Origin of the sequence: Bordetella muralis, assembly GCF_965139205.1 — a bacterium.
Classification (GTDB): Bacteria; Pseudomonadota; Gammaproteobacteria; order Burkholderiales; family Burkholderiaceae_B; genus Bordetella_A; species Bordetella_A muralis.
The window spans coordinates 351866-365163 of the sequence record NZ_CBCSIU010000002.1 but is presented as its reverse complement, the minus strand read 5'-3'; the positions used below and the strand labels follow the sequence as shown (position 1 = coordinate 365163).

The 13298-nt window shown below is 60.2% G+C and carries 10 protein-coding genes; 6 read left to right on the top strand and 4 right to left on the bottom strand.

Annotated features, from left to right (window positions below):
• The first annotated feature begins 25 nt into the window (after positions 1-25).
• Positions 26-1411 carry an NYN domain-containing protein gene (locus tag ACNA0I_RS06075; protein WP_415805172.1) on the top strand — a complete coding sequence of 462 codons (1386 nt, stop codon included), beginning with the start codon at positions 26-28 and terminating at the stop codon, positions 1409-1411.
• Positions 1412-1647: 236 nt separating this feature from the next.
• Positions 1648-2127: a hypothetical protein gene (locus ACNA0I_RS06070; RefSeq protein WP_415805171.1), complete on the top strand. Its 480-nt coding sequence runs from the start codon at positions 1648-1650 to the stop codon at positions 2125-2127.
• A 432-nt stretch (positions 2128-2559) separates the two neighbouring features.
• Here ACNA0I_RS06070 and ACNA0I_RS06065 read toward each other — a convergent pair whose 3' ends face one another.
• Positions 2560-3423, bottom strand: a complete 864-nt coding sequence (locus ACNA0I_RS06065) for a c-type cytochrome (RefSeq protein ID WP_415805170.1) — start codon at positions 3421-3423, stop codon at positions 2560-2562.
• Between the two features lie 22 nt (positions 3424-3445).
• A complete protein-coding gene (locus ACNA0I_RS06060; protein ID WP_415805169.1) occupies positions 3446-3850 on the bottom strand; it encodes a c-type cytochrome in 405 nt (134 codons plus the stop codon).
• Between the two features lie 115 nt (positions 3851-3965).
• Here ACNA0I_RS06060 and coxB point away from each other — a divergent pair, with 115 nt between their 5' ends.
• Genes coxB through ACNA0I_RS06045 form a run of 3 tightly spaced genes read left to right on the top strand, consistent with a single transcriptional unit; the run spans position 3966 to position 7855 of the window.
• Entirely contained in the window at positions 3966-4955 is a 990-nt protein-coding gene (gene coxB / locus ACNA0I_RS06055) for a cytochrome c oxidase subunit II (RefSeq protein WP_415805168.1), read from the top strand.
• Entirely contained in the window at positions 4952-7501 is a 2550-nt protein-coding gene (locus ACNA0I_RS06050; RefSeq protein ID WP_415805167.1) for a cbb3-type cytochrome c oxidase subunit I, read from the top strand. Before coxB ends, ACNA0I_RS06050 begins: the two co-directional genes overlap by 4 nt.
• Before the next feature lie 6 nt (positions 7502-7507).
• The gene (locus tag ACNA0I_RS06045) at positions 7508-7855 is read left to right on the top strand and encodes a hypothetical protein (RefSeq protein WP_415805166.1); all 348 of its coding nucleotides are present in this window, start codon (positions 7508-7510) and stop codon (positions 7853-7855) included.
• 62 nt (positions 7856-7917) lie between these two features.
• Here ACNA0I_RS06045 and ACNA0I_RS06040 read toward each other — a convergent pair whose 3' ends face one another.
• A complete protein-coding gene (locus ACNA0I_RS06040) occupies positions 7918-9867 on the bottom strand; it encodes an acid phosphatase (protein WP_415805165.1) in 1950 nt (649 codons plus the stop codon).
• 351 nt (positions 9868-10218) lie between these two features.
• Between ACNA0I_RS06040 and ACNA0I_RS06035 the strand changes: the two genes are divergently transcribed.
• The gene (locus ACNA0I_RS06035) at positions 10219-10863 is read left to right on the top strand and encodes a glutathione S-transferase family protein (RefSeq protein WP_415805164.1); all 645 of its coding nucleotides are present in this window, start codon (positions 10219-10221) and stop codon (positions 10861-10863) included.
• Positions 10864-11022: 159 nt separating this feature from the next.
• Here ACNA0I_RS06035 and ACNA0I_RS06030 read toward each other — a convergent pair whose 3' ends face one another.
• Positions 11023-13251: an NADP-dependent isocitrate dehydrogenase gene (locus ACNA0I_RS06030; RefSeq protein WP_415805163.1), complete on the bottom strand. Its 2229-nt coding sequence runs from the start codon at positions 13249-13251 to the stop codon at positions 11023-11025.
• Positions 13252-13298: the final 47 nt, after the last annotated feature.

Here is a 13298-nt window from a genome sequence, read left to right as displayed (position 1 = left end):
GACATGAGGTGCATCAGGAGATTTTGTGAACAATTCCAACGAAAGCGTCAGCATGGCGCTTTTCTGCGACTTCGAAAACGTTGCGCTCGGTGTGCGCGACACGAAGTACCAGAAATTCGATATTCGCCCCGTGCTGGAACGGTTGCTGCTCAAAGGCAGCATTGTCGTCAAGAAAGCCTATTGCGACTGGGAGCGTTACAAGGAGTTCAAATCTCCTATGCACGAGGCCAATTTCGAGTTGATCGAAATTCCGCACCTGCGGCAGTCGGGGAAAAATTCCGCCGACATCCGCCTGGTCGTAGACGCGCTGGACTTTTGCTATACGAAGTCGCACGTTGATACTTTTGTGATTATCAGCGGGGATTCCGATTTTTCGCCGTTGGTTTCAAAACTGAGGGAAAACAACAAGAAGGTCATCGGCGTGGGCGTCAAGCAGTCCACGTCCGACCTGCTGGTTGCCAATTGCGATGAGTTCATTTTCTATGATGATCTCGCCAGAGAAGGCCAGCGCAAGGCGGAGTCCCGTCGAGATAATCGGGGCGCCTCCAGCTCGAGTCAGCGCCGTACCCCAGAGGAAGAGCGCAAACGGAAAGAAGAGCAGGAGCAGCGCAAGACACAAGCGGTCGAGATGGTTGTCGAGACGTTCGAGGCCCTGATGGCCGAGCGCGGGGATAGCGGCAAAATCTGGGCGTCCGTGCTCAAAGACGCGCTAAAACGCCGCCGGCCCGATTTCAACGAGTCGTATTATGGCTTTCGCGCCTTTGGAAACTTGCTGGATGAGGCGCAATCGCGCGGGTTTCTTGAGGTCGGCCGCGAGGAAAACTCCAGCGCCTATGTGTATCGCAGCGGGGCTGGCGCGCCTGCCGCTATACAGGATGAGCCACGTGCCAAACCAACGCGCAGAACTCGAGGCGGCCGTCGAGCCGAAGGGGCAGGCAAGGAAACTGCACAGCAGCCCATTCAGCACGCTGATCAGAACCGTGTGTTCAATGATGTCGATGCCGGTCGTCAGGAACGTACTGCGGACGAGCCCGGCGCGCCGCTGATCGAGCAGCCGAAGTATCCCGATGTCCTGGAGCCGCGAGCAGCAGCCGAGCCAAGTGGCGGTGACGCTGCGGCAGTCGCCTCTGCGCCGCCTGAGGATCCTGGCACGAGCGAGCCCATTGCTGCGAAGCGCAGCCGCCCCCGAACGCGTCGCGCCAGCAAGGGCACCGAGCCGGGAGAAATAGTTCCCCAGGACAACGTGCACGCCGAAGTTATCGCTCCCGACGCTGGCATGGCGTCGCCAGCTGAGAGTGAGTCTGCCGCGCCCGCATCAGACACCCCCAAAAAAACCGCACGTAAGACTGCTCGCAGCACGACGACACGGACTCGCCGGCCTCGCAAGACTGCGAACAACTCGGAGTCTTGAGCTGAGGTGCGGGGCAGAGCATATTGCGCGGGGCGCGACGGGCAAAGCTATCCGTCCTGAGCAATCTGCGGTCATTTCAATTTACCGGTTTTCGTCATGGATATCGTTTTATAGGGTTTAAAACGATATCCATGACTGTTTTGCTCGGTATTGGTCGAAATGACACCGAGCAGAAATACGGCAGGAACGACGCTTGCTCACCTGTTTGGCCCCAATATCCGAGCAAGGAATCTGTCATGCCGTCTGCCCCTCTCGCTGCCTACTGGGATCGTGATGCCGCAGTTCAAGCCGTCCGTTTGGCGCGGCCGATGCTCGATGCCGCCCTGTCGGACGCAAACGTGGGCGAGAGTGGTTTCTTGCACGTGGTAATCATGAACCCGTTGGCCAAACCTGGCGGTTGCGATTTCGCCGACGCGATCCTGTATGAGGAAAGCCTGGGCAACCCTGAAGAGTGGGATGCGGACTATGGGGCGTTTGCGCGGGGCAAGGCAAGGATCAGTTGGCGCACAGGCCTGTCCAGCCACGAGGTCTGGGCGTTAAAGCCGCATTTGCTGCAGGCTAAAGACGGCCGTGTGTGGGGCAGTGTCTGCATTGATGGCATTGTGGTGGCAGTGAGCGGCGCCAACCCATGGTTCGACGAGGCGTTTGCCGCGGCGATAGCCGCACTGTTCAAAGCGGTGGTGCAAGGACGGCGCGATGAAGAAATGGCCCCCTGACTTAAGCAAGCAGCGCGTTCAAAGCAAGTCTTCGGAATGATGTCGGCTATGTCTGCGGGGCCGGCTGCGTGGCTACGCCGGCTACGTAGGTCGCGGGCGGCAATCTGCACCAGGCAGGCCCGAGTACAGGCGGTAAAAAGTACACAAGAGGTGCGAGGCCCCGCTTCGCCCCTGACGTGTGATCGTCGGCATGGTACTTGCCATGTCCTGGGTCTCAACTCAATAGGACATCGACGATGAAACAGCCACAGAGTAAGCCTAACCCCTCCGATGACGATACGGCGCGCGAAGCGCAAACCAGTCATCGAGACACGCAGAATCGCAGTAAAAAGGAAGGCCACGTCTCCCAGATCGGCACAGGGCAGGACCAACAGAGTCAACGCAACCGCGGATCGGGAGCGCGAAGCAAGCCTTAAGGCCGAGGTATGCCGTCTAGGGAGACTCGGACAGCGTAGTCAGGAATGCGGCAATGTCACGAGCGTCCTGACCGCTGATGCCTAAGTCCGGCATCGCCGTGCCAGGCTTGATCGTGGTGGGCGCCATCAACCATAGCCGCATATTTTCTGGATTGTTGGACAGTACGCCAGCGATGAATGGCCGTTGCGCGATGCCTGCCAACGGCGGGCCCACATGGTGAGAGGCGCCCACCACGTCGGGAATCACATGGCACGTCGCGCATAGATATTGCTCCACCGCTTGGCGTCCCGCGGTCACGTCGCCGATCCGTGAATCGCCTGTCGCCGTGGGGTCCTGCGACGCTGCCCGGGGTGACAGGCGTGCGGGTTTTTCGTCCCATTGTCGATACGCTACAGGTGACAAGGCCGGCAGTACTCGCATGAAGGCGACGACGTCCCACATCTGCGTATCGGTCAGCCGGTATTTCCAGGCCGGCATGCCGGTCATTTTGATGCCTTCCCGGACAATCCAGTAGATTTCGGCCGCCGGGCGATCGCGGGCGCTGGCGACCAATGACGCGGGGGCAGGGTTCAAGCCCAGTGCGTACGGGGCCGGAGCCGTCCCTGGTGCGCCGTGACATTGCACGCAGTGCGCGCGAAATAGTTCGAATCCATTCTGAATACGAGTTTCTGCGTCGAGTGGCGGTACCTGAATCTGATCGGCGCGCACGGCGACCGAGCGTGCCAAGGCGATATCCAGCAAACGATGAATCGGGGGCGTATGCGGCCGGGTCGCACTGACGTCGTACCAGCCGAAATAGACCACCAAACCGGCGAGAATGAACGCGCACACAGCCAACGCGCCGAGGGCGCGGACAACTATGCGTATACATCCTCTCATGTCCAGGGTCCTTTTTCGTTGCTCACGGCAATGACATCAAGAATGCCGCAATGTCCTCGGCTTGTGCCTGGCTCAGTCCGACATTCGGCATGGCGGTGCGAGGGTTAATAGCGGGCGGATTTAGCAGCCACTGCACGAGGTTTGCCGGGGTGTTAGGCAGCAAACCGCTCAAGTAGGCCCGAGTCCTGATGTTGTTCAACGGCGGGCCAACGGTGGATACAGGACTGCGTACCTGCGGTACGACGTGACAGGCGACACAGCCTTTTTCGGCGATCAAGCGGCGGCCTTGCTCGAGGTCGGCCTCGTCCAATCGGCCGGCCGAGATCGTGTCTTGCGCGAGCGGCGGCTCAACGTCGCCACAGGCAACCACGCAGCTCAGCGCGAACATCGCTGGCAAAACGAGGGTAGAGCGGACAGTCTCGCGCAAGGTCTTCGGCTCCTGAACCTGATTGGCGGTATGCGCGCAAGTTTTATACCTGGCCCGGGTACGGCGCATGCTCCTGCATCAGTCAATTTCATTTATGCGCCGATGTCGCCTCTACATGCCTGGTGCCGCACGCTTCGTGGTGTTGTTTGCTTGGTCCATTTCGATGTGGCCGTCGTTCGCGCGCGCTCAGCTGTCGCGCGAGGGGCAACCGGCGAGTGAAACAGCGATGCAGACGGCCGCAATAAATGAGGTGCTTTTCACGGGGGCCGCCATCATTTTTGCGGCGATGGTTGTATTGGTCGCGCTGGCTGTATTCGGTCCGTCGCAGATGCGCCGTCGGCTAGCGCGGCCTGCGCTCATTCATGTTGCGGGCATTGCGTTTCCCGTGTTGGTATTGACCATGTTGCTTGTCTATACGCTCAGTTCGCCGGCGATGAAGCAGGGGCCGGTGGCAAAGCTGCGGGTCGAAGTCACCGGCGAGGTCTGGTGGTGGCGCGTCCGCTATCTGGATGATTCGGGTTCGCTCTGGTTTGAAACGGCCAACGAGATCCATATTCCCGCCGGCGTGCCTGTGGAATTGGTGTTGAAGTCGGACAACGTTATTCATAGCTTTTGGGCCCCGGAGTTGGGCGGCAAGCTGGACATGATTCCAGGCCATGTCAATCGCATGACAATGCAGGCACGTGAACCCGGCGTTTATGAAGGGCTATGCGCCGAGTATTGCGGCGCGCAACACGCAAAGATGCGATTCTCGATCCATGCGTTGGCGCCAGAGGCATTCGATGCATGGATGGCGGCGCAACGGCGGCCTACCATCGAGACCGCACGCGCGCTGCAACCGGGCAAGCGCTTGTTTATGCAGACCTGTTCGATGTGCCATACGGTGCGCGGCACACCAGCCGCGGGAACCTCGGGCCCGGATTTGACGCACGTGGGCAGCCGCGCCACGCTGGCGGCCGGAACGCTGCCGAACAACGTGGGAGCGCTGGCAGGATGGATCGCTGCCAGTCAACACATCAAGCCGGGTAATCCCATGCCGTCATTCGACCAATGGTCGGGCGAGGAATTACGTGCCGTGGCCACCTATCTGGAAAGCCTCAAATGACGACAAATGATCCGGTGTCCGGCCCGTCATCGCCATTGCCGAATCCCATTCCACGGCCGGCGGGTGAACTGGAGTTGTTGGCGCAAGTCTGGCGGCGTCCGCGCGGTCTCAAGGCAATCACCGTTGTGAACAACAACTACATCGGCGTGCTGTACGTCGGGACGGCATTGCTGTTTTTCATACTGGCTGGCGTATTGGCGCTGTTGATGCGCACGCAACTGGCAGTTCCCGAGAGCGGGCTGATCAGTCATGAGCTGTACAACCAGTTGTTTACGATGCATGGCACGGTGATGATGTTCTTGTTCGCAGTGCCGGCCGTAGAGGCGGTGGCCGTGATGCTCTTGCCCAACATGCTGGGCGCGCGCGATCTGCCGTTTCCCCGTTTGTCGGCCTATGCGTACTGGGCCTATGCCGTGGGCGGAGTGGTGTTTTTCTGCAGTCTGTTTTTTGGTCTGGCCCCGGATGGCGGGTGGTTCATGTATCCGCCGCTCACCAGCACGCAGTATTCGCCCGCCGTCAATGCGGACTTGTGGTTGTTGGGAATCGGCTTTATCGAGATCTCTGCCATCGCGGGCGCCATCGAGTTGGCCATCGGGATTTTGCGCACGCGCGCGCCTGGCATGTCGCTGGACAAGATGCCGATTTACGCGTGGGTGATGCTGGTGTTCAGCGGGATGGTCATCATTGCGTTTCCGGCGGTGATAGTGGCCACGGCACTATTGGAATTGGAGCGTGCATTCGATATGCCGTTCTTCATCGCCGAGCGTGGCGGTGACCCCTTGCTGTGGCAGCATTTGTTCTGGTTCTTTGGCCACCCGGAGGTCTATATTATTTTTCTGCCAGCCGCGGGCATGGTGTCCATGATCATCCCCGCCATGACGGGCGTGCCATTGGTGGGATATCGATTGGTGGTGATGGCCGTGATCGGCACGGCGTTCCTGAGTTTCGGGCTGTGGGTGCATCACATGTTTGCCACCGGTATCGAGCCGATGTCATTGAGTTTCGCCTCGGCGGCCAGCATGTCGGTGTCTGTGCCGACTGCCATTCAGGTGTTCGCCTGGATCGCAACGATTGCGGCTGCGGTGCGTTTGCGTCCCATGAAGACGCCCATGTTGTTCATCATGGGCTTCTTTTTCATTTTTGTGCTGGGTGGGTTGACGGGCGTGATGGTGGCTGTCATTCCGTTCGATTTGCAGGCCCATGACACCTATTTCATTGTGGCGCATCTGCATTATGTGTTGTTCGGCGGCATGGTCTTTCCGCTGTTTGCGGCGTTCTATTACTGGATGCCATTCGTCAGTACCAGACCGCTGTCTGAACGCCTGGGGCGCTGGTCGTTCTGGTTGATGTTCGGGGGGTTCAACCTGGCCTTTTTCCCGATGCATTTCACCGGGTTGGCGGGCATGCCGCGTCGCGTGTACACCTATGCAGAGAGCCAAGGGTGGGGGTCGCTGAATATGCTGTCTACCATAGGCGCGTATCTCATTGCCGTGGGTGTGTTGGTGTTTCTTTGGGATATGGCGCGCAATTTCCGGCCCAGCAGTAAAAAGAATGCCGGCAATGTGTGGGACGCCGGCACGTTGGAGTGGCTGCCCAGCGCCGATTATGGGGTGCGCAGTATTCCCATCGTGACGTCGCGTGAACCGCTCTGGGATCAACCCGGAATCGAGGACGACGTGGCCGCCGGCAGATACTATCTGCCTAACGTGCCAGCCGGTGTGCGTTCGACGCTGGTGACTAATGCACTGGATGCCCGGCCCGAGTACGTGTTGCATCTGCCTGGCCCGGGGTGGTCGCCGTTATTGGCTGCGCTGGGCACGGCGGGCTTTTTCCTGTTGTTGACGTTCAAGGCCATCGTGCCTGCGGCGGCGTGCGGTGTGGTGGCTGTCGCGTCGCTGTGGCGGTGGTTATGGGATGCCGATAGCGCGCCCGATGTGCCGCCTATTGATATCGGGGCAGGTATTCGTTTACCGATGCGATGTATGGGCAGCGCGTCGCATGCATGGTGGGCCATGATGATGCTGATCGTCGTCTGCATCAGCATCTTTGGCGCATTGGTCTTTGCGTACCTGTTCTTGTGGCTCACCTCGGCGGATGTCTGGCCTGCTGTGCAAGCACTGCCCGGTCTGCTATGGCCCGCGGTGTCGGCATGCCTGTTGGTGGGGGCAAGCGCCCTGGCGATGCGCGCGGCGCGCAGTCTCAGGCAGGATAGGGCGCTGCTGCTGAGAGGGTGCTTGCTGGCCGGCATGATATTGCTGTTGGCTGCCAGCGCACTCGAGGTACACACGCACTGGCAACACGGTTTACGACCGACGGACTCTGCCTACGCCGCCGTGGTGTTTGCCTTGGCAGGCCTGCAAAGCACGTTTGCCGTGCTGGTCGGCATAATGGGGGCGTTCACGATTGCGCGCAGTGTAGCGGGGCGATTGAGTGTGGTACGGCGTGCGACGCTGGATTCGACGCTGATCATGTGGCATTACGCCGTGGCGCAGAGCCTAATCGGCTTGGGAATCGTCCATGGTTTCCCGCGGCTGGCGGTGGGGTAGACGGCCATGCGCAATAGATTCTCGATCGAACTATGGTTCCTGATTTCCGGCCCTATGATATGGCTGGCGCATTTTCTGTCGATCTACACTCTCAACGCGCTGCGCTGCGCGCGGCCGCAGTCTTGGCTGGCCGTGACCTGGATGACCTTGCCGGTCTCCTCGTGGATGATTCTGCTGGCCAGCGTGCTGGCGCTGTGCGCCATGGCGTGGGTTGCGATACGCCAGAACCGGCGCACCGTATCCAGCGGCCAGTCGGCATTTCACGCCAAGCTGACCAGCACGCTATGCCTGCTGTCGGCCATGGCGGTTGTTTGGCAAACGATGCCGGTGTTTCTCGTAGCGGAATGCGACTGACGCGCTTTAAGAACCGCGACGGCGCGATGCCGTTGTGTTGCATCGCACCGTCGCTACACTTATCAGGCCTCTGAATCCAGGTGAACTTGAACAGTGCCTGCGTCATACGTCACGGTGGCTTTGTAGCCGTCGACGCTCACGTTATCGAATTGACCATGCAGGCCCTGCGCGTTCAGCACGGTCAGCGTTTGGCCCACTGCCGGGATAAAGTCCTCGGCAAACTCGACACGCAGTGTGCCCGCCAGTGCGGCTACGCCTGACACCGTCAGTTGACCTGCGTTGTCCTTGCCCAGGTTGACGGACAGCGTGCCGTTGCTCAGTTGGGTGTAGCTGGCTTTCACTTGCACGGTGTCGTCGGCGTTGACTTCCAACGTACCGCCATCGACGTACACGGCGCCCGCGCCAAGGGCTGATGCCGAGTCTGCACGCAGCGTGCCTTGCGCGATCTCCGTGCCACCACTGTATTCGTTGGCGCCGGTCAAGGCCAGTGTGCCTGTGCCGTCCTTGGTCAGTTTGCCTGCGCCTGTGATGTCATTGCGCCAGCTGTCCATGGCGTTAAAGCCGCCTTGGCTGGCATCCATGGTCACGGTGACATCGCCATTGAATGCTGCATAGCCGTCGGCGGCAGCAAACAGGTTCAGTCGGCCGTAGCCTTCCTCGTCATCCAGCACGGGGTAGCCGGCGGGCAGGGCAGTGGTCTTGAGCACGACGCGGCGTTGATCAGCAGTCAGGTACGGTTGGCGTGTTTCCAACACGACTTCGGCGCCTTTGGGGACGACGGCTTCGCTGTCCGCATCGCTGGTGCGTTCAAAATCCCAGGTCAGGCGATACCGATAGGTGCTGGCGTTGGCAGCATGGTCGGCAAAGCGGTCTTTCGACACGTCTTGCGAATGGGCAAACTGGTAGAAGTCTTCGACCGTCGCAGCGCCAACGGCGGCTTGCAATGTCTCGTGCGCCTGCGTAAATGCTGCCTGACGGACGCCCGCATCGCTGTTATAGATGTTGGCCACCGCCGAGGCCGTGCCCAGGATGCGGCCGCCTGTCACATCCAGAGGCGAGTGCATGCCCGCCATGATGCGGTTGTAGCCCAGCTCCATGCTGCGCGCGATCATTTCCTGGAAACGCTCGGGCACAACGTACGCCATGGCAATGGCGTTGCGTACGGCTTCGGCCGTGTGGCCGCTCGGATAGCCGCCATCGGTGCCCGGCGAGCTGCTCTTGGCGGTTTCCAGCGAGGGCGCGACGATGACATCGGTGCTCCAGCGCCACGGACGTGCGTATTTATAAAAGCGCTTGCTGGGCTCGGTCGACGCGTCGGCACCCATGCTTTGCACAAAGGAGATGACCGTGCCGAATGAGGGGTTGGCAGCACCGCCCACACCCGTGTTGTTGCCCGAATCGTCCTGCTTGGTGACATAGGATTCCGTCGGAATCGACATTGCGCCGGCGAATGTCGAGGTCTGCTGTGCAGCGGTGCGCCAGTAGTCTGTCAACGGGCCCATGCCGTCGGTCACGCTGTAGTTCTTGCCGCGACGGTCATCGAGGTAGGCGGCCAGTTCCTGCGCGGCTGTACGGTTTTGCGTGGTGCGTGCTGAAAACGCGATGTTTTCGGCATGGACGGCGGCATTGGTGACCTTGCCGTCGGTGGTGTCGTTGGGAATGCCGCTCCAGTCGGATGCCTCAAAACCTGTGCATCCGTTTTTGGCGTCAGCCGATACGCCGGCGTCAACCAGGCGCGTGCTGGGTTCCCAGACTTTCAAGAAGCCTTGCAGTACGCGTACGCCTGCATTGGTTTCGATCGTGGCATGGCACGCATCGCCGCGTACGTTGGTCACTGCGGTATCGACATAATATTGAACGCCAGAGGGCAGCGGTGCCGTGTCTGCGTATCCCAGACCGGCAGGGGCGGCGGGAATGACATAGTCGCCACCCGGGGATACTTCGTCGTCATCGTCATCATCGCTGCCACTGCCGCATGCGGACAAGGCCATCATGACGGCGAGCGTGGTCATGCGTAGCGCATAGACAGGGAAGGGGCGGGCAAAAGTAGATTTAGCGTGCATGACAATCAACAACGGTTGAAAAGTCCGCCATGCTAAGAACTAATTGTGTAATGCTGATGACGTTTCGTGTGACAAGGGCGCCGATGAACGTGACTGAGTCATCCCGTTGACGTCGTACGAAGTTTTTTGTGGGCGTAATGCCTTCTGCCTCGCCTACGTTTTACGGGTGGCTCAGCGCTCGGCCGATCATTGACCACGAGACGGACCTGCCCTATGCTGGCCCTCCATAGAGGCAAGGTGGTCCGCGTGCTTACTTGCTTGCCTGATGAGCTCACCCTGACAACAAACGAATTAATCGCGATGAAACTTTTCTACCACCCCGGCAATGCCAGTATGACGCCGCATTGTCTGCTCGAAGAAATCGGGCAACCCTTTGAGCTGGCCTTTGTCGATCGCGCACACAACGCGCACAAATCCGCGGACTACCTGCAGCTCAATCCGAACGGCTTGATTCCGGTGCTGGTCGATGGCGATCTGGTGCTGTACGAAACGGCGGCCATTTGCCTGCATCTGGCCGATACGCATCCAGACAAAAAACTGGCACCTGAATTGGGCACGGCCGAACGCGCGCAGTTCTACAAGTGGCTGATGTGGCTGACCAACACCATGCAGAGCACTTTGCTCTCGTATTTTTATCCAGATCGCTGGGTAGATGAGGGCAACACCGCTGCAGCCGCGCAGATCAAGGCCCATGCAGAATCACGGATCGCAGGCCTGCTGGATCAACTAGACGATCATTTGAAGAGCAGCAGTGGCCCGTGGTTTCTGGGTGAGCAATACACCGTGCTGGACCCGTATGTCATGATGCTCTGCCGATGGACGCGCGGCCATGCGCGGCCTGGGCGTGATCTGCCGGCGCTGGGGCCCTATCTGCAACGCGTGTTGGAGCGTCCGGCCGTGCAACGTGCGTTGAAGGCCGAAGGGTTGGAGCACCCCTGGGTGTAGGCGGCGCCGTTCTTCGGTCAAGCACACATAAAAAAGCCTGAATCTGGTTGGCACCAGATTCAGGCCTCTTGAGACCATTGACATCGCTTCAACAAAGGGATCGGATGGTCACCAACCCGCTTGCCGGGGAGAGTGAGCTCCCCATTTCAATCACCCTGATCAGCCGATCGAAGCCAACACATTGTTCAGCGTGGCGCTGGGACGCATCGCGGCGCTCGCCTTGGCTTCGTTGGGCTGGTAATAGCCACCGATGTCCACGGGCTTGCCTTGAGCCGCTTTCAATTCGTCCAGGATCTTGGTCTCGAACTCGCCAAACGCGGCGGCCGGGGCCTTGAATTGCTGGGCCAACTCGGCATCCTCGGTCTGCGCGGCCAGGGCTTCAGCCCAGTACATCGCCAAGTAGAAGTGGCTGCCACGGTTGTCCAGACCGCCGACCTTGCGTGCGGGCGACTTGTTGTTGTCGAGGAACTTCGAGGTAGCCTGGTCCAGGGTACGGGCCAACACGCTGGCGCGCGGGTTGTTATAGGCACGGCCCAGGTGGTCCAGCGATTCGGCTAGCGCCATGAACTCGCCCAGCGAATCCCAACGCAGGAAGCCTTCTTCGACGAATTGCTGCACGTGCTTCGGTGCAGAGCCGCCCGCGCCGGTTTCGAACAACTGGCCGCCGGCCATCAACGGCACGATGGACAACATCTTGGCGCTGGTGCCCAGCTCCATGATCGGGAACAGATCCGTCAGGTAGTCACGCAGCACGTTGCCGGTCACCGAGATGGTGTCCTTGCCCGCGCGGATGCGTTCCAGCGAGAAACGGGTCGCTTGGACCGGATCGAAAATATGCAGTTCCAGACCCTTGGTGTCGTGGTCGGCCAGGTATTTCTTGACCTTGACGATCAGTTGGGCGTCGTGGGCGCGCTTTTCGTCCAGCCAGAAGACGGCGGGCGTCTTGGTCAGGCGGGCGCGGGTGACGGCCAGCTTGACCCAGTCTTGCACCGCGGCGTCCTTGGTCTGGCACATGCGCCAGAGGTCGCCAGCCTGAACGGCATGTTCCAGCAATACGGTGCCGGCCGCGTCAGTCACGCGCACGGTACCGTCGGCGGGGATCACGAACGTCTTGTTGTGCGAACCGTATTCCTCGGCAGCCTGAGCCATCAGGCCGACGTTGGGCACGCTGCCCATGGTGACGGGATCAAAAGCGCCGCGGGCCTTGCAGTCTTCGATGACGGCTTGGTAGACACCGGCGTAGCAGCGGTCCGGAATCACAGCCTTGGCGTCTTGCAGTTCGCCAGCGGCGTTCCACATTTTGCCGGAATCACGGATCATGGCCGGCATCGATGCGTCGACGATCACGTCGCTGGGCACGTGCAGGTTGGTGATGCCGCGATCGGAATTCACCATGGCCAAGGCGGGCAGATCCTTGTAGGCGGCGTCGATGTCAGCCTTGATGGCGGCCTGTTGGGCCTCGGGCAGGGCGGTGATCTTCGCGTACAGGTCGCCGATCCCGTTGTTGGGATCGAAACCGACTTGTTTCAGGGCGTCGGCATGGCGAGCCAGCACGTCTCGGTAGAACACGGACACCACGTGGCCAAAGATGACGGGGTCGGAGACCTTCATCATGGTGGCTTTCAGGTGGACCGAGAACAGTACGCCCTGGGCCTTGGCGTCGGCGATCTGGGCTTGCAGGAAGCTGCGCAGCTTGGCGGTAGACAGCACCGATGCATCGATGATTTCACCGACCTTGACGGGGGTCTTGTCCTTGAGCACCGTTTGGGTGCCATCAGCGGCGGTCAGCTCGATCTTGACGTCGCCGGCGGTCGCCACGGTGGCCGACTTTTCGCTGCCGTAGAAATCGCCGTCATCCATGTGGCTGACGTGCGATTTGGAATCAGCGGCCCAGGCACCCATCTTGTGGGGGTGCTTGCGTGCATAGTTTTTGACCGACAGGGGGGCGCGGCGATCCGAATTGCCCTCGCGCAGCACGGGGTTCACGGCGCTGCCCTTGACCTTGTCGTAGCGCGCTTTCACGTCACGCTCGGTGTCGTTGGCGGGTTCGTCCGGGTATTCCGGCAGCTTGTAGCCCTGGGCTTGCAGTTCCTTGATGGCAGCTTTCAGCTGGGGCATCGAGGCGCTGATATTGGGCAATTTGATGATGTTGGCGTCGGGGGTGACGGCCAGCGCACCCAGCTCGGCCAATGCGTCACCGATTTTCTGGCTATCGTCCAGATAGTCGGGGAACACGGCAATGATGCGGCCGGCCAGCGAAATATCGCGGGTTTCAACCGTAATGCCAGCGGATTTAGCGAAAGACTGAACGATGGGCAGCAACGAACGGGTAGCGAGCGCCGGAGCTTCGTCAGTGAGGGTATAGATAATCTTCGGAGTTAGAGCCATAGTCTTCGTTTTTGCCCGGGCGCCAAGCGCCATCCGGACATGCGTTG